This is a genomic window from Cloacibacterium sp. DMC96, from assembly GCF_056313765.1.
This window is the reverse complement of the sequence record NZ_JBQUZQ010000001.1, coordinates 668,227-684,464: the sequence shown is the minus strand read 5'-3', so window position 1 is coordinate 684,464 and position 16,238 is coordinate 668,227. Positions and strand designations below refer to the sequence as shown.

Below are 16,238 nucleotides of genomic sequence, written 5' to 3'. Positions count from 1 at the left end.
AAAAAAATTTAAAAAGAGCTCAAACATACCGTTCAATCGGGGCTAGTTACATTTTCGTCAAAAAATTGCTATTTTTGAAAAAAAATAATAAACCTTGTTAACAAAAGAAGAAATAAGAGCATCCTATAAAAATTTTGATGATAATAAAATTTTAAAATTAGCTCAAAATCCAAAAGGATTAACCAAAGAAGCAATTCCAGTTCTAATAGAAGAGGTGAGATTAAGAAATTTAGACACAAGTTTCATAGAATGGATTCAATTAGAAAACAATCCTTTAAATCAATTAGAAAAAGATTCTATTTTCAGCAATATTAAAAATAGTAAATGTAGTATTTGTAAAACCAATTCGGACTTAAAAGCATACGAGTTTCATTCTGCAATCTCAGCAGTGATTTTTTGTGATGACATTTTACAACATTTAATCATCTGTGAAAAATGCAATAAAAAAATTAGATGGAAAAATTTCTTTAATACTATTCTATTAGGATGGTGGTCTAGAAAAGGATTCATTGCAACTATCACAGCATTATTAACTGAGTTTTTCAATCTTTTTTTAGTCAAAAGGATTAACGACCGAATCTTAAATACTTTAATAGAAGAGAATAATGGTACTTTTAGAAAAATTCTCTCTAGTGAAAATCCAAAACAGCAAATTCAAAATTTTATTGAAAATAATAATGTAAGAAATCTAAATAAAAACGAATATGAATAACTTCCAAATCCGTAAAGCAACACCAGAAGACACACAAACCATCTTTGACTTAATCTACAAATTAGCCGTTTACGAAAAACTAGAAAACGATGTCATCACTTCAGTAGAAGAACTTCGCAACAATATTTTTGAGAAAAAATTTGCAGAAGTGCTCATCGCAGAAGAAGACGAAAAACCTGTTGGTTTTGCACTGTATTTTCATAACTTTTCTACGTTTGTTGGCAAACCTGGCATTTATTTAGAAGACCTTTTTGTAGAACCAGAAACTCGTGGAAAAGGTTACGGAAAAGCACTTTTAGTAGAACTTGCAAGAATTGCCAAAGAAAGAAACTGTGGCAGATTAGAATGGAGCGTACTCGATTGGAATACCCCTTCTATAGAATTTTATAAATCTCTCGGCGCAAAACCAATGGATGAATGGACGGTTTTCCGTTTAGACAAAGATGGAATAGAAAATTTAGCGAAATAAATCTAAATTCTGGCTCAACACATCATTAAATCAACAAATTATCACATCATTATTGTGTATTTCAAAAAGTTTCAATACTTTTGCACCTCGAAATAATTAACAAATATTTTTAACATTATGAACAATTACGAAACTGTTTTCATTTTAACTCCCGTTCTATCTGACGCTCAGGTGGAGGAAGCAGTTAAAAAATTCGAAGACTTCTTAAAAGAGCACAACTGCGAAATCGTTGCTAAAGAAAATTGGGGTCTTAAAAAATTAGCTTATCCTATTCAATTAAAAAAGAATGGATTCTACACTTTGATTGAATTCAAAGGTGAAGGTACTGTAGTTGCAGGTTTAGAAACTGCTTTCAAACGTGACGAGAGAGTAATCCGTTACTTAACTACTAAGCTTGATAAGCATGGCGTAGAATACGCAGTGAAAAGAAGAGCTAAAGTAAAAACTGCTAAAGCTTAATTTTTAACCCTTAAAAAATTTACAAAAATGGCAATCGACGAAATGGCAAAACAAGCATCAGCTGGAGGTGAATCAGAAGTAAAATTCCTTACTCCACTTGATATCAATACTAAATCTGATAAAAAATACTGTAGATTCAAAAAATTCGGTATTAAATACGTAGACTATAAAGATGCTGACTTCTTATTACAGTTCGTAAACGAACAAGGTAAAATTTTACCAAGAAGATATACAGGTACTTCTCTTAAATATCAAAGAAAAGTTTCTGCAGCGATCAAAAGAGCTAGACACTTAGCTTTAATGCCTTACGTAGCAGACTTATTAAAATAATTATTAACAAAAAATAAATTGTTGGTTTTAGTTTACTAAACCTAACTTTTTAAAACAAAAAAGGACAACAACAATGGAAATTATCCTAAAAAAAGACGTAGAAAACTTAGGACTTGAGTTTGATACAGTAAATGTAAAACCAGGTTATGCAAGAAACTTCTTAATTCCTAAAGGTTATGCACTTCTTGCAACTCCTAAAAATAAAGCTGCTCTAGAAGCTACTTTAGAAGCTAGAAAAGAAGAAGAAGCTAAATTAATCGCTGCTGCAACTGCAATCATCGAAAAATTAAAAGCTACAACTGTTTCTATCGCTGCAAAAGTAGGTACAGGTGATAAGATTTTTGGTTCTATTAACAATGCTACTTTAGCTGAAGAATTAGCGAAAGCTGGTGTAGAAGTAGACAAAAAATACATCAAAATCCCTGGAAATACTATCAAGAGAACAGGTAAATTCTCTGCTAAAGTAAGACCTCACAGAAATGTAGAATTCGAATATGAATTCGAAGTTGTTTCTGATGTAGTTGCTGAAGAAGCAAACACTGAAGCTTAAAATTCAGACTTATAAATATTAAGAACGCTCTCAAAATTTTGAGAGCGTTTTTGTTAGTTAAATCAATTTAAATTCTGATGCTTTTATATTGGAATAACTTTCTTTATTGAGATATTTTCCTACTTTACCATTCTTCAACATCATATTGCCACTTCAAAATTATAAACCTTTCATTAAATGTTGTCAATTTCGGATTATTGCTTCCAACTAATTATGGTTGCAAAAAAATAAAAAATAAAAAAATAGAATAAAAATATTCTTCCGTATTATTTAAAATTGTGTTATGGTATAACTTCCAGATCCATTAAAATTTAATGTAAACTCTATTCGGTAATTTTTTGCTGTTGAAGATAAGTTAGGCAAGGTAATTTTAGTTCCATCTTTATCTATACTACCATCACCAAAATTATCTCCAAAGTAAAGCTCATTAGTTGATGTATCATTTAAAAATGAAAATCTAAAAGAACTAAATTGACTGCTACTAGTAACATAAACGAGTTCATATGTAAATTTATTTGTCAAAGGATCATAACTTTTAGGTGATAATTTTGCGCTAGGATATGTTCCATCTGACAATTTAGGTGTAATTGAAACGGGATTAATTTTAAATAAATTATTAGCTTTTTCAAACTTAACAAAATAAAACCCCGAACTAAAAAAATTATAAGAAACTCCATTTTCAATCAAACTATTATTATCATCTACTCCATAAATTTTACCTCCATCAATATTATTTGAAGCAACTTTTATTACATCATTAGAATTAAAATATTTATAAGCATATTTAAATGTACTACTAACATTTGTCACTAATTGAGAGTTTGTAATGTTCCATCCATTATAATTACCATACATGAAAAACTGTATTGGATAATTGGATATAACTGAAGATGTAGGCAGGCTCAAAGCACCTAAATCATCTACTGTTAAATTATACTTTGTTCCACTTGGAGAAACTAAAGTTATACCTTGCCCCGGATCTGTTACAACAGTTTTAGAAACATTCGCATATGGTACACTCATTAATTGGTTTACACCTACACTTATATAGTTACTACCACCAGTTGGATCAATTTCTACCTTAATAAATTTTGGATTCAAAGCCCAGTTAATTCCAGAGAAGCTACCAGAGCTAGGAACACCTTGTCCTATATTAAGATTTACTAAGCCTTTAGAATTAGTAGTTTTATTATGTGTTTCTGTATATAAAACAGCACCAGTGGCAGTATTATCTATAATACTTATTCTCACAGAAATATTACCATTAACTACTGGCTGCCCTGCTGAATTGAAAGCTATAGCTTGATAAGAAAAGCCTTGTGGTACCTGTGCAAGAGAAAATAAAGATAAAAATAGGGTGAATAAAAAATAGAGTTTTTTCATAAATTAGTTTTTAATAATTTTTATTGGTTTAATTGTTGAATTTTTAAATCTTAAAAAATAAGTTCCCTTACTTAATTTTTGCAAATCAATTGTTTCGTTATTTACTCTCTGAGTAAAAATAATCTTCCCGCTTAAGTCAAAAATCTCTACTTCTGATAGTTTAATTTTTGAATTCACTTTAAAATTAATAAAATCTGTAGTAGGGTTTGGGTAAATACTTACATTTTCTACAATAATTTCATTAATTCCTAAAGTTTTAAAATTCTGGTAGAAAATTCCCAGTAATCCAGAATTAGTCTCATCTTGGTTTGTTGGTACTACATAAATCTCTCCAACTGAATAAATTAAATTTTCAGACGACATGCCACTAGAGTTTAAACCTCCAATTGCTGTTTGTGAATAGCCTAAAAAAGAAGAGATGAAACCAACGAATAAATACGTCTTTTTCATGTATTAGTTTAAATTAAGCTGTAAATATAATTCATTTATTTTAACCTAGATAATTTAGTTATAATCACAATTTCTTTTAGAAGAACAATATTGTTAACAATAATAGTATCCTTATATTATTTTAATCATATATATAGATAATTTATCTAGACTTTATTGAAAATTTGGCAATTTATAAATTGTAGCAATCACCACATTTGATTATTTTTGAGACAAACATATTCTATGAATTTCAATACTGAAAATTTCAATAAAGAAACCCTTTTACAACTCTATAAAGCAATGGTTTTACCCAGAACTATAGAAGAAAAAATGCTCATTGCTTTACGCCAAGGTAAAATCTCTAAATGGTTTTCTAGTTGGGGACAAGAAGCCACTTCTGTAGGTTCTGCTCTTGCGATGAACAAGGAAGAATACATCTTAACCATGCACAGAAACTTAGGCGTTTTTACTTCAAGGGAAATTCCATTAGATAGACTTTTTTCTCAGTTTCAAGGAAAAATGAATGGTTTCACCAAAGGAAGAGACAGAAGTTTTCATTTCGGGACTCAGGAATTCAAAATTGTGGGAATGATTTCTCATTTGGGTTCACAAATGGGAGTTGCAGACGGAATTGCACTTTCTCATTTATTAAATCAGGAAGAAAAATGCACACTGGTTTATACTGGTGATGGTGGCGCTTCTGAAGGAGATTTCCACGAAGCCGTAAATACCGCTGCCGTTTGGAATTTGCCAGTCATCATCGTCGTTGAAAATAATCAGTGGGGACTTTCTACTCCATCTCGTGAACAGTTTAGATGCAAATCATTCGCAGATAAGGGAATTGGCTACGGAATAGAAGCACATTCCATCAATGGAAATAACATTCTGGAAGTTTATCAGACTTTCAAAAATTTAGCAGAAAGCATCAGAAAAAATCCTAGACCTGTTTTAGTAGAATGCAACACTTTCAGACTTCGCGGTCACGAAGAAGCTTCTGGAACGGCCTATTATCCAGAAGGAATGATTGAAGAATGGACAAAACAAGATCCAATTACTAACTATGAACAATTCTTACTTTCTGAAGGAATTTTAACTCAAAATTTGATTGAAGAAATAAAAGAATCCTATAAAAAACAAGTTGACGAAGCACTTGACCAAACCATCGCAGAACCAGAAATCATTCCGAATAAAAAAACAGAATTAGAAGATGTTTACGCACCTTTTGATAATCACGAAATCTTACCACAAAAATTACAAAACAGAGAAATAAGATTCATCGATGCGATTTCTGAAGCCATAGAAATTTCCATGAAAAACCATCCGAATTTGGTTTTAATGGGACAAGACATTGCAGAATACGGTGGCGCTTTTAAAATTACAGAAGGTTTTGTTGAAAAATTTGGCAAAAAAAGAGTGAGAAATACACCATTGTGTGAAGCTGCGATTGTAGGTTCTGGTTTAGGACTCAGCATTAATGGCTACAAATCTATGGTAGAAATGCAATTTGCAGATTTTGTAACGGAAGGCTTCAATCAAATCATCAATAATTTGGCAAAAACCCATTACAGATGGAACCAAAATGCTGATGTCGTGGTAAGAATGCCAACTGGAGCGGGAACTGGAGCGGGACCTTTTCACTCTCAAAGTAATGAGGCTTGGTTTACCAAAACTCCAGGATTGAAAATCGCATATCCTGCGTTTCCGGATGACGCAAAAGGTTTATTGATTCAAAGTTTTGAAGACCCAAATCCAGTTTTATTTTTCGAACATAAAAAATTATACAGAAGTCTGAAAGGAAACGTTCCAGAAGGATTCTACACTACTCCATTCGGGAAAGCCAGAAAAGTAAAAGAAGGCGATGAACTCACGATTATTACTTACGGTTTAGGAGTTCACATTGCCCTAGAATTTGCAGAGAAAAATCCTGAAATTTCATTAGAAATTGTGGATTTAAGAACACTTATTCCACTCGATACTGAAACCATTTACGAATCGGTGAAAAAATGCAATAAAGTGATTATTTTGCATGAAGATACTTTAACTTGTGGTTTCGGAGCGGAACTTTCTGCGTTGATTTCTGAACATTGTTTTGAGGATTTAGACGCTCCTATTTTACGTGTAGCTTCTATGGATACGCCAATTCCGTTCAATAAAAAGCTCGAAGACCAATTTATGCCCAATGAAGAATTGGCAGAAGCTGTAGAGAAAATTTTGAAATATTGAGAAGCTAGAAGTTAGATGTTAGATGTTAGATGTTAGATGTTGAAACTCGGAGCTCAAAATCAAGATTTCGGAACTGTTTTGCGTGAGCGATTGCAGCGGAAATCCCGCAGTGAAAATGGCGCGAGCGAAGCGAGCGTTAGTTTTCACGAGGAATTGTAGCGAAAAGCGCGGTATTTTTTTTGAATGGAAAAAGCAAAGGAAAAAATACACGCCCAAAAAAATTGTAACTTTGGCTTGATATTTGAAAACTTCTCTTAAAAAGATTATTATGAAAAAATATATTTTAGCAGCAGGATTAGCATTAGGTTCGGTGGGAATTATTGCCACTACCACGCAATCTTGTATGACGATTGCCACTACAGTAGGACTTTCGGTTCTTAAAAAGATTTTAATTGGTGGTGTTTCTAAAGGTTTAGGAATTTTTAAAGATAAAAATAGTTTCTTGGGCAATGAATTGATTAATGCTGCACTTCCGCAACAGCTAAAAGACATTAATTCTACTCTAGAAAAATTAGGATTAAGCAATTTGGTTCAGAAGGAAAAAGGCTACATTGCAGATGCTGCAGCATTTGTTGCTCCGATTGCAGAACCTATTTTAATCAATGCGATTAATGATATGACTTCGGCAGAAGCTCAACAAATTGCACAAGGTGGAAGTGGTGCTGCTACAGCTTATCTTAAACAAAAAACCAGTGCACAACTCATGGCTGCGATTGCGCCAAAAGTAGATGCGAAACTCAATGAATACGGAATTGTAAGAAGTGTAAATCTCGCTTTACAAGGAAATAATTTGCTTGGCGGTTTATTAGGAAATCAAAATTCTAGTTCTTCTGCAAGTTTAAGTCTGAGCAATCTAGCTGCAGAACAAATGGTGAATGGACTGTTCAACATTGTAGAAAATTACGAAAAAACCAATCCAGAAAATCCTATGAATATTTTGAAATAGAGGTTTTCAATATCATGATATGTAAAATCAATTGCGAGCTATTGCAATTGATTTTTTTGTGCATTACTTTTGACAAAATTTAAAACACAATGACGGCAAAAGAGCAAGGAAAAAGGCTTCTGAAGTATATTACTAAAGAAAGAAAAGATGTTCTCAATATTTACTTTTATGCCATATTAAGTGGTCTCGTTCAGTTGAGTTTACCACTGGGAATACAAGCCATCATCAGTTTTGCGATGGGTGCAACTATGGTTACTTCTATTTATATTCTCATTGCATTTGTAGTTCTTGGAACGTGGTTAGTAGGATTTTTCAGGGTCAAAGTAATGGAAATCATCGAAAAAATTCAACAAAAAATATTCGTAGAATATGCCATCTCTTTTTCGGAAACTTTACCTAAAATAAAACTCGAAAAGACCAATCAATATTACTTACCAGAACTTATCAATCGTTTTTTTGACACCCAAAATCTACAAAAAGGGATTTCTAAAATTCTCCTCGAAATTCCGACTGCTATTATTCATATTTTATTTGGGATCATTCTACTCTCTTTTTATCATCCATGGTTTTTAGCTTTTGGCGGAATTGTATTGGTAGGAGTAGTTTTGATTTTTAATTATACTTCTGAAAAGGGGATAGAAACAAGTTTAATCGAAAGTGATAAGAAATATTTTGTCGCATCTTGGTTAGAAGATATTGCCAGTTCGGTGAAATCTTTCAAAGCTAATAAACATACCAACCTTCACCTTAGAGAAACGGATGACAGACTTCTGGATTATCTAAGTTACAGAACGCATCATTTCAAAGTTCTATTATTCCAATATAAAACTATTATTTTCTTCAAAGTTTTGATTACATTGGTTATGTTAGTAATCGGAACCTATCTATTGGTCAATCAAAAGCTAAATATTGGCGCGTTTATCGCTGCAGAAATTGTAGTTCTTACCATTTTAACCGCCGTGGAAAAACTCATTAAAAGCTTAGAAAGTTATTATGATGTGATTACTGCACTCACCAAACTTTCGAAGGTTACCGATTTACCACAAGAAAATGAAACAAGCGATATTATCCATATCAAAGATGATATTCAATCTATTGAATTTAAAAACGTTTCTTTTGGATTTGGAGATGAAGACATTCTGAAAAATTTAAATTTCAAAGTTCAACCAAGTAGCATCAATGTGATTTCGGGAGAACTTTCTTCAGGTAAATCATTGCTTATCAATCTGATGTCTGGGATTTACGCACCTACTTCTGGTCACATTTTATACAATGATGTTTCTTCTAAAAATTTAACTCAAGATCAAATCAGAAGAGGAATCAGTATTCACACAGATGATATAGATGTTTTCAAAGGAACAGTTTTGGAAAATATTCAACTGGGGAATGAAAAAATAACCGTAGAAAAAATCAATCATATTGCTCAAAAAATAGGAATTGATGATTTCGGGACTAAATTTACCATCGGATTTTTGACCAAAATTCAAGATGGAAATTCACAACTTTCTTACAGCAATAAGAAAATAATTCTTCTTCTAAGAGCTCTTGCTACAGACAATAAAATCATCATTTTAGAAGATCCTTATGATGGACTTTCTAAAGAAATCAAAGAAAAAATGATGGTATTTTTACAAGAATTAGCCAAGGAAAAAACCATTATTGTGGTTACTCAAGATGATGACTTTATCCAAAAAGCTCATCAACATTTTCACATGATTAATGGTCAATTAGAAACTAAAAAATAAAACGATGCAACTAAAATCACTCGAAAATATTTATCATATCAATAAGAAATCAAATGTTGCCAAATGGTTTTTATTTACATTTTTAGCATTTGTTTTCATTATGTTTTTACCTTGGACTCAGAATATTAAAACTCAAGGAAATGTTAATACTTTATTTCAGGAACAAAGACCTCAAAAACTGAACTCTCCTATTCCTGGAAGAATCATCAAATGGTATGTGAAAAACGGAGATGTAGTCAAAAAAGGCGATACTATTCTTCAAATTTCTGAAATTAAAGACGATTATCTAGACCCACTTTTGGTAGAAAGAACTCAGGAACAAGTTCAAGCCAAAAAAGGAGTGAGAGAGTACTATAATGCCAAAATTTCTACCACAGAAAACCAAATTGCAGCCATTTCTACCGCTAAAGATTTAAAACTGAATCAAATTAAAATTAAAATTGCCCAGTTACAAAATAAATTAAAAGCAGAACAAGCCGAACTTACCGCCGTAAACAATGAATTAAAAATTGCTCAAGACCAACTTAATCGTCAAAATAAAATGTATGAAGAAGGTTTGGTTTCTCTTACTCAATTGCAACAACGAAATGTAAGTTATCAAAATGCTCTAGCCAAGAAAACTTCTGCGGAGAATAAATTGGCGCAAACTCAACAAGAAATTGCCGCTCAAAATATAGAACAAAACACTGTTATTCAAGAATATACAGAAAAATTAAGTAAAACTGAAGGCGATCGTTTCCAAAGTATGGGACAAGTTGCAGGAAGCTCTGGTGACATTGCAAAATTAGAAAATCAAGTGGCAACCTATAAAGTGAGAAAAGGTTTGTATTACATTTTGGCAACACAAGACGGACAAATTACACAACTCACGAAAGCTGGAATTGGCGAAATTGTAAAAGACGCAGAAACCATCGGAATTATTGTTCCGAAAAAGATAGATTACATCGCAGAAATTTATGTAAAACCTGTAGACTTACCGCTGATTAAAGAAAATCAAAAAGTGATGCTCACTTTCGACGGATTTCCTGCGATTGTTTTCTCAGGTTGGCCTAATTCTAGCTACGGAACTTTTTCTGGAAAAATCATTGCCATAGAAAATTCCATCAGTGAAAACGGTTTGTTTAAAGCGATTGTAGCCGAAGATAAAACTCAAAAAAGATGGCCACCCAACATGAAAATTGGAACAGGAGCGAGTGGAATTGCCATTCTGAATGATGTGCCGATTTGGTTCGAAATATGGAGAAATATCAATGGTTTTCCACCAGATTATTATCAAGTAAACACCCAAAAGAATGAGAAAAAATAAAATTTTATTGCTTATTTTTCTTTTCACGTCTTATCATTTTTTCGCTCAAGATTCTATTGCTTTGAGCTATGAAAATTATATTTCTTGGGTTCAAAAAAACCATCCAATTATTAAAATTTCTGATTGGGAAAAAAATATTGCTCAAAATAATATTTTGAAAGCCAAAGCTTTACTTGACCCAAATATTTCTGCAAAAATTGGCGAGAAAAAAATAGACAACACGCTTTATTACAATCAAAAAAACATAGAACTGAATCTCCCAACTTGGTACGGAATAGATTTCAACATTGGAACCAATGATTTGACGGGAAATAAACTGAACAATGAAGAAACAAAAGGCGTTCTAAATCATGTAGGAATAAGCATTCCGCTTGCAAGAGATTTGGTTTACAATAAACGAAGAACTGCCATTCAGCAATCGAAAAATTTCAGCAAAATGACTTTTTACGAGCAAGAAATGCTCAAAAATGAAATCCTTTTGGAAGCTAATTTTAGTTTTTGGGAATGGGTAAAAAATTACGAAATTTTAGAATTGAACAAAAAAGTCCTTGACCTCAACAAAAAAAGATATCAATTGGTCAAAAAATCATTTAAGTTGGGAGAAAGACCAGCCATAGATACTGTAGAAGCTTACGCGCAACTGCAAAGTTTCGAAGCCAAAACCATAGAATCTCAGAACAAGTTTAATATTTCTACCATAGAACTTTCACAATTTCTTTGGAAAGAAAACGGTGAAAATTACAATCTTCCGTTATTTACCAAACCAAGTGAACAACTGAACACACAGTTTACCCAAGATTATTTTATCATCACCGAAAAACTTTTACAAAATATTGATGCACAATATGCGCTGAATTATTATTTTGAAAAATCAAAATCTTTGGAATTGGAAAGGAAACTAAAATGGCAAAATTTTCTTCCTAAAATCAATTTCAACTACAATTTGTACAATAAAGAGTTTAAAAATCAGGACATTCTGCCACTTTTTGACAATAATTATCAATATGGTATAAAATTGGAATTACCCATATTCATGAGAGAAGCTCGTGCTGATTATCAAAATATTAAGCTGAAAATTCTCCAGAATAATGAGATTATAAAATTTAAAAATCAAGAATTAAAGACCAAAATACAGACTTATAATGCAGAAATGGGCAATTTCTTATCCTTAACTCAAAATAATGAATCGCTCATTGAGAATTATAAAAGGCTTTTAAAAGCCGAAGAAATAAAATTTTCTAATGGTGAAAGTTCACTTTTCTTAATTAACAGCAGAGAAAACAAACTATTAGAAAACCAAGAAAAATTTTTAGAACTGAAAGCCAAAACGATTAAAACTTATTTTAAACTGAATTGGCTGGAAAACAACACTTTAAAACAATGATAGAAGTAACAGGAAACGAACCATTTGATGAACAAGCAGAATTTTATGCTTCTTTAAAAATAAATTTAGAGAAAAATCACAATTTCCCTGAAGATTATCTTTATAAATTCATCATTGTCAACAATCAAGAAAAACTTACCGAAATTTATAAGGTTTTTGACGGCACCAAAAATACTTTTTCTACCAGAGAAAGCACTAACGGAAAATACATCAGCATTACGATACAATGTTTCGTACTGGATTCGGAACATGTGATCAGACTTTATCAGGAAGTTGCCAAAATTGAAGGCGTAATTATGTTATAGGAAAAGGTTGATGGTTGATGAAAGACATAAATACAAAATACACATTTCTCAAACCTCAAATCTAATGTCTCAAATCTAAATTTTATGAAAATATTAATCACAGGAGCCACTGGTTTAATCGGGAAATACTTAGTTCGAAAACTAAAAGAAAAAGGTCATGAAATTGTAATTTTGACCAGAAAAAAAACGGTAAAACCTAATGAATTCCAATGGAATCCAGATCAAAATTTCATAGAAGATGCTGCTTTTGAAAACATAGAAGCCATCATTCATTTAGCGGGTGCAACCATTGCCAAAAGATGGACAAAAGAATACAAAAAAGAACTTTACAGCTCAAGAATTAATGCTGCAAATCTTCTCAAATCTTACTGCGAAAAGCATCAAATCAAACTAAAAAGTTTCATCTCAGCTTCTGGAATTAATTATTACGGAACTTTTACGAGTGATGAAATTCTCACTGAAAATTCGCCCATCAAAAAACTAGATTTTTTGGCAGAACTTTCAGTGGATTGGGAAAAATCTGCTTATCAATTTTCTGAGATTTCAGAACGTGTGGTTTGTCTAAGAACAGCAATGGTTTTGGCAAAAGAAGGCGGAAGTTTTGTTCCATTGAAAAAATTAACAGATTTCAACTTGGCTTCACCTGTAGGAAAAGGAAAACAATGGATGAACTGGATTCACATAGAAGATTTGGCGAATATGTATGTAGAAGCGATAGAAAACCCTCAATACAATGGAAGTTACAACGCGGTAGCAGATGAAATGGTGACCAATGAAACTTTCATGAAAAATATAGCTCAAAAATCAAATAAATTTTTCTTGCCTATTCCTGTTCCAGCATTTATGATGAAACTGATTATGGGAGAAATGTCTTCTATTGTTTTAGAAGGAAGCAGAGCTTCTAACGAGAAAATAAAATCAACAGGATTTACTTTTAAATACTCAAATTTAAATCATGCTTTAGAAGATTTAATCAACAAATAAAAAACTTAAAATCAAAAAAGCGAACTCTTTCGAGTTCGCTTTTTTGTTTATTTTATAAAAATTTTTCTAACTTTTCTATATCTCTGGCGATAATTGCCTTGTTGTCTTTAATTACAATAGGTCTTTGCAAAAGTTTAGGATAATTCGCTAGGATAGAAACTAAACCACTATCAGAATAGGTAGTTTCTGAGAAATTTTCTTTCCACAAGTCTTCATTTTTTCTGATAATGTTATGTATTGAAGTATCAAGTTTAGATAATAAATCTTCTATTTCTACTTCAGACAATGGGTTTTCTAAGTAATTTCTTACTTCAAATGCCACACCTTTAGATTCTAAATACTGTAAGGCAACTCTAGATTTTCCGCAGCGATTATTATGTAAGATGGTAATCATAAATTTTGGATATTAGATGTTTAATGATGAATTTTTATCAATGTTCTCTAATTCTCAATCATTCTACAACGCTACTGCTTAAAAAAGTCCGTGCAATTCTGCTTCTATTTTCTCTAAAATATACCCGAAATCTTCTGGTCTTTCTACAAAATCTAAATCATCTACTTCTATTACCAATAGTTTTCCTTCTTTGTAATTAGAAATCCATTTTTCGTATTTTTCGTTCAGTTTAGATAAATATTCTATGCTAATGCTGGCTTCATAATCTCTTCCTCTTTTGTAGATTTTCTTTACTAAATTAGGAACATCTGACTTTAAATAAATAAGCAAATCTGGTGCCGAAACAAAGGATTTCATCAGATGAAACACCGAAGAATAATTGTTAAAATCTCTTTCGGTAAGCAAGCCCATATCATTTAAGTTTTCCGCAAAAATATAAGCATCTTCGTAGATGGTTCTGTCTTGAACTATATTTTTACCACTTTCTCTAATTTCTTTTACCTGACGAAATCTGCTTCCTAAGAAATAGATTTGGAGCGCAAAACTCCATTTGCTCATGTCTTCGTAAAAGTCTTCTAAATATGGGTTATGATCTACATCTTCAAATTGCGCATCCCAACCATAATGTTTTGACAACATGGTAGTTAGAGTAGTTTTTCCCGCGCCTATGTTTCCAGTAACAGCAATATGCATCGATTCTATTTTTCTATTCCGTAAAGATAAAGTTTGTCTTCTATCAAAGCCAAAAAATGATTGCTGTTTTTTTCCACAATGATAAAATTTTCTTTAGAAAATACAGGATAGAATAATTGAGCTGGTGTGTAGAGTGAAATGGTATTTTGTTCTATCACGTAAATTTTATCATTTACGCGTCTTAATCTTTTACCATTTTCTATGTCGATAGAATATTTCTGGGCACCTTTGAGTTCATAAACACTGAAACATTTTTCTCTAAGTAAGTATAATTGATTTTGATACACTATAAAATCTACCACAGTACTCAAATCCATATCAAAAGGAAAGATATTGATAATCTTATCCTCTCGATAATTGTACTGTATCAATTGCTTTCGAGCTGAATCTAACACCCAAATAAACTGTAAATCTTGCGAATAAACCACTTTTACATGTCCGAATTTTTGGTATAAATTAAGGTACTGAATTTCATTAAGATTCTGGTCTAGAATTTTAATTTCTTGTCCGTTTTCTGAGAATAAAAAAATATTCAGAGGATTTTCAACCGATTGTATTTTAAACGGTTGCGGAAACATAACTTGTGCTTTTTTATGACCAAGAGAATCATATTTCAGGATACTCAAATCGCTGTTGCGATACACATAAATGTTCTCATAATCGTCTATAAGAACATCTCTAATACTATCTTTTATGATAATAGGGAATTCTTTTTGTGCAAAAAGTGCAGCACAAACAAATGTAAAAATAAGTGATAATCGTTTCATGGCATTTGTGTTTATAAAATGTATTGTCAAGAAAAAACCAGAAACTTTCAGTATGAAATTTACTTTATTTTTACTTCATAAATTTTGTCCCAATTTTTTCCAGTAACAAGCATATTTTGCCCTTTGAAGGCAATTCCGTTTAGAACATCATCTGTTCCTGTGTTGTGTTTTTTCACAATTTCTGAGAAATCTATTTTTGCCACTACTTCTCCAGATTTTGGATTAATTTTTAGAATATACGGTTTTTGCCAAACATTAGCGTAAATAGAATTGTCGTGATATTCTAATTCATTAATACTGTCATACACTTCAGTATTTCCAGCTACAGAGATGTATTTTACCATTTTAGAAGGATCATTTACATCTAAGAAATATAGATTTTTAGTTCCGTCTGAAGCGATAAGATTTTTACCATCATACGTTAAACCCCAACCTTCTCCCATTACATTAGGATAAGGAAATTCTGACAAAAGTTTAAGCGATGATTTATCATAAATAAAACCTTTTTTATTTTGCCAAGTCAGTTGATACACTTTGTTTCCTACAATCGTGCTTCCTTCAGAGAAAACATCTGCTGGTTGTGCTGTAAAAGTTGTAGCATTGGTTTGACCTAAGGTATATTTTAAAATTTTAGATTGTCCGGTTTGTCCATCACTTTCATAAATGGTGTTTCCTTCTAACTGAAATCCTTGTACAAAATTAGCCTTATCATGAGGATATTCTGCTACGATTTCATAAGTCAATTGCGCTTCTGGATTTTTGGCGAAAACATTTATGGTAGCATCTTGACTCAGCACTTTTCCATCTCTGGTAATATTGATGGTTACTGCATTATCTCCTAAAGTAAAAAATGCTGGATCTACTACTAAATCGCTTGTTTCTTTGTCTCCAAAACTGATGCTGATGCTTTCTGCGTTTTCGGTAACTTCTTTGGGTAGGTTTATTTTGTCCCCGAAATGATAACCTTTGGTTTCCATTTCTGTATTATAGGTATTAAGAGCGTCTAAAATCTCTTTGTCTTTATTACATGAAGTCAATAAAAATAGGGCAAATATACTTACGAAAAGTGTTTTTTTCATTCTTAAATTATTTAGTTCAAAATTACAAAAAAAGCACCACTCTATAAGAATGATGCCTAATATTTAATAAATTTTAA

The 16,238-nt window shown here is 31.7% G+C and carries 18 protein-coding genes; 12 read left to right on the top strand and 6 right to left on the bottom strand.

The genetic code is table 11. The annotated features are described in order from the left end of the window. Positions 1-94: 94 nt before the first annotated feature. The 5 genes from ACT53I_RS02995 (at position 95) to rplI (ending at position 2,520) form a co-directional block, all read left to right on the top strand. The gene (locus ACT53I_RS02995; RefSeq protein WP_476078368.1) at positions 95-712 is read left to right on the top strand and encodes a hypothetical protein; all 618 of its coding nucleotides are present in this window, start codon (positions 95-97) and stop codon (positions 710-712) included. Further along, entirely contained in the window at positions 705-1,181 is a 477-nt protein-coding gene (locus ACT53I_RS02990) for an N-acetyltransferase family protein (protein WP_476078367.1), read from the top strand. Before ACT53I_RS02995 ends, ACT53I_RS02990 begins: the two co-directional genes overlap by 8 nt. Before the next feature lie 117 nt (positions 1,182-1,298). Continuing rightward, positions 1,299-1,640, top strand: a complete 342-nt coding sequence (rpsF, locus tag ACT53I_RS02985; protein WP_069796667.1) for a 30S ribosomal protein S6 — start codon at positions 1,299-1,301, stop codon at positions 1,638-1,640. Between the two features lie 27 nt (positions 1,641-1,667). Further along, the gene (gene rpsR / locus ACT53I_RS02980; protein WP_476078366.1) at positions 1,668-1,970 is read left to right on the top strand and encodes a 30S ribosomal protein S18; all 303 of its coding nucleotides are present in this window, start codon (positions 1,668-1,670) and stop codon (positions 1,968-1,970) included. A gap of 73 nt (positions 1,971-2,043) precedes the next feature. Continuing rightward, positions 2,044-2,520: a 50S ribosomal protein L9 gene (gene rplI, locus ACT53I_RS02975; RefSeq protein WP_476078365.1), complete on the top strand. Its 477-nt coding sequence runs from the start codon at positions 2,044-2,046 to the stop codon at positions 2,518-2,520. Positions 2,521-2,790: 270 nt separating this feature from the next. Here rplI and ACT53I_RS02970 read toward each other — a convergent pair whose 3' ends face one another. Beyond that, a complete protein-coding gene (locus ACT53I_RS02970; protein WP_476078364.1) occupies positions 2,791-3,903 on the bottom strand; it encodes a cadherin repeat domain-containing protein in 1,113 nt (370 codons plus the stop codon). A 3-nt stretch (positions 3,904-3,906) separates the two neighbouring features. Next, a complete protein-coding gene (locus ACT53I_RS02965) occupies positions 3,907-4,353 on the bottom strand; it encodes a T9SS type A sorting domain-containing protein (RefSeq protein ID WP_476078363.1) in 447 nt (148 codons plus the stop codon). Positions 4,354-4,578: 225 nt separating this feature from the next. Between ACT53I_RS02965 and ACT53I_RS02960 the strand changes: the two genes are divergently transcribed. The 7 genes from ACT53I_RS02960 to ACT53I_RS02930 all read left to right on the top strand — a co-directional run bounded on the left by ACT53I_RS02960 (position 4,579) and on the right by ACT53I_RS02930 (position 13,228). Beyond that, positions 4,579-6,558 carry an alpha-ketoacid dehydrogenase subunit alpha/beta gene (locus tag ACT53I_RS02960; protein ID WP_476078362.1) on the top strand — a complete coding sequence of 660 codons (1,980 nt, stop codon included), beginning with the start codon at positions 4,579-4,581 and terminating at the stop codon, positions 6,556-6,558. 268 nt (positions 6,559-6,826) lie between these two features. After that, positions 6,827-7,504 (top strand): DUF4197 family protein, encoded by a 678-nt coding sequence (locus tag ACT53I_RS02955; RefSeq protein WP_476078361.1) that lies wholly within the window; start codon positions 6,827-6,829, stop codon positions 7,502-7,504. A gap of 89 nt (positions 7,505-7,593) precedes the next feature. After that, positions 7,594-9,249, top strand: a complete 1,656-nt coding sequence (locus ACT53I_RS02950) for a peptidase domain-containing ABC transporter (RefSeq protein WP_476078360.1) — start codon at positions 7,594-7,596, stop codon at positions 9,247-9,249. Between the two features lie 4 nt (positions 9,250-9,253). Beyond that, the gene (locus ACT53I_RS02945; RefSeq protein WP_476078359.1) at positions 9,254-10,555 is read left to right on the top strand and encodes an HlyD family secretion protein; all 1,302 of its coding nucleotides are present in this window, start codon (positions 9,254-9,256) and stop codon (positions 10,553-10,555) included. Further along, complete coding sequence (locus tag ACT53I_RS02940) at positions 10,542-11,939, top strand: TolC family protein (protein WP_476078358.1); 1,398 nt, start codon at positions 10,542-10,544, stop codon at positions 11,937-11,939. The genes ACT53I_RS02945 and ACT53I_RS02940 overlap by 14 nt, the downstream gene beginning before the upstream one ends. Next, positions 11,936-12,244, top strand: coding sequence for a DUF493 family protein (locus ACT53I_RS02935; RefSeq protein WP_476078357.1), 309 nt, complete (start codon positions 11,936-11,938; stop codon positions 12,242-12,244). Before ACT53I_RS02940 ends, ACT53I_RS02935 begins: the two co-directional genes overlap by 4 nt. 84 nt (positions 12,245-12,328) lie before the next feature. Next, complete coding sequence (locus ACT53I_RS02930; RefSeq protein WP_476078356.1) at positions 12,329-13,228, top strand: TIGR01777 family oxidoreductase; 900 nt, start codon at positions 12,329-12,331, stop codon at positions 13,226-13,228. Between the two features lie 52 nt (positions 13,229-13,280). Here the strand turns inward: ACT53I_RS02930 and ACT53I_RS02925 are convergent, their stop codons facing one another. The 4 genes from ACT53I_RS02925 to ACT53I_RS02910 all read right to left on the bottom strand — a co-directional run bounded on the left by ACT53I_RS02925 (position 13,281) and on the right by ACT53I_RS02910 (position 16,161). Then, positions 13,281-13,622 carry an ArsC/Spx/MgsR family protein gene (locus ACT53I_RS02925; protein ID WP_476078355.1) on the bottom strand — a complete coding sequence of 114 codons (342 nt, stop codon included), beginning with the start codon at positions 13,620-13,622 and terminating at the stop codon, positions 13,281-13,283. A gap of 78 nt (positions 13,623-13,700) precedes the next feature. Then, positions 13,701-14,315: a deoxynucleoside kinase gene (locus tag ACT53I_RS02920; protein WP_274779466.1), complete on the bottom strand. Its 615-nt coding sequence runs from the start codon at positions 14,313-14,315 to the stop codon at positions 13,701-13,703. 5 nt (positions 14,316-14,320) lie between these two features. Then, positions 14,321-15,082, bottom strand: a complete 762-nt coding sequence (locus ACT53I_RS02915; protein WP_476078354.1) for a hypothetical protein — start codon at positions 15,080-15,082, stop codon at positions 14,321-14,323. Positions 15,083-15,141: 59 nt separating this feature from the next. Next, positions 15,142-16,161: a glutaminyl-peptide cyclotransferase gene (locus tag ACT53I_RS02910; protein WP_476078353.1), complete on the bottom strand. Its 1,020-nt coding sequence runs from the start codon at positions 16,159-16,161 to the stop codon at positions 15,142-15,144. Between the last annotated feature and the right edge of the window lie 77 nt (positions 16,162-16,238).

Excerpts from the sequence above, each read along its gene's own strand:
- ACT53I_RS02990 (WP_476078367.1), top strand. The coding sequence starts at position 705 with ATGAATAACTTCCAAATCCGTAAAGCAACACCAGAAGACACACAAACC.
- rpsF (WP_069796667.1), top strand. The coding sequence starts at position 1,299 with ATGAACAATTACGAAACTGTTTTCATTTTAACTCCCGTTCTATCTGAC.
- rpsR (WP_476078366.1), top strand. The coding sequence starts at position 1,668 with ATGGCAATCGACGAAATGGCAAAACAAGCATCAGCTGGAGGTGAATCA.
- rplI (WP_476078365.1), top strand. The coding sequence starts at position 2,044 with ATGGAAATTATCCTAAAAAAAGACGTAGAAAACTTAGGACTTGAGTTT.
- ACT53I_RS02970 (WP_476078364.1), bottom strand. The coding sequence starts at position 3,903 with ATGAAAAAACTCTATTTTTTATTCACCCTATTTTTATCTTTATTTTCT.
- ACT53I_RS02965 (WP_476078363.1), bottom strand. The coding sequence starts at position 4,353 with ATGAAAAAGACGTATTTATTCGTTGGTTTCATCTCTTCTTTTTTAGGC.
- ACT53I_RS02960 (WP_476078362.1), top strand. The coding sequence starts at position 4,579 with ATGAATTTCAATACTGAAAATTTCAATAAAGAAACCCTTTTACAACTC.
- ACT53I_RS02955 (WP_476078361.1), top strand. The coding sequence starts at position 6,827 with ATGAAAAAATATATTTTAGCAGCAGGATTAGCATTAGGTTCGGTGGGA.
- ACT53I_RS02950 (WP_476078360.1), top strand. The coding sequence starts at position 7,594 with ATGACGGCAAAAGAGCAAGGAAAAAGGCTTCTGAAGTATATTACTAAA.
- ACT53I_RS02945 (WP_476078359.1), top strand. The coding sequence starts at position 9,254 with ATGCAACTAAAATCACTCGAAAATATTTATCATATCAATAAGAAATCA.
- ACT53I_RS02940 (WP_476078358.1), top strand. The coding sequence starts at position 10,542 with ATGAGAAAAAATAAAATTTTATTGCTTATTTTTCTTTTCACGTCTTAT.
- ACT53I_RS02935 (WP_476078357.1), top strand. The coding sequence starts at position 11,936 with ATGATAGAAGTAACAGGAAACGAACCATTTGATGAACAAGCAGAATTT.
- ACT53I_RS02930 (WP_476078356.1), top strand. The coding sequence starts at position 12,329 with ATGAAAATATTAATCACAGGAGCCACTGGTTTAATCGGGAAATACTTA.
- ACT53I_RS02925 (WP_476078355.1), bottom strand. The coding sequence starts at position 13,622 with ATGATTACCATCTTACATAATAATCGCTGCGGAAAATCTAGAGTTGCC.
- ACT53I_RS02920 (WP_274779466.1), bottom strand. The coding sequence starts at position 14,315 with ATGCATATTGCTGTTACTGGAAACATAGGCGCGGGAAAAACTACTCTA.
- ACT53I_RS02915 (WP_476078354.1), bottom strand. The coding sequence starts at position 15,082 with ATGAAACGATTATCACTTATTTTTACATTTGTTTGTGCTGCACTTTTT.
- ACT53I_RS02910 (WP_476078353.1), bottom strand. The coding sequence starts at position 16,161 with ATGAAAAAAACACTTTTCGTAAGTATATTTGCCCTATTTTTATTGACT.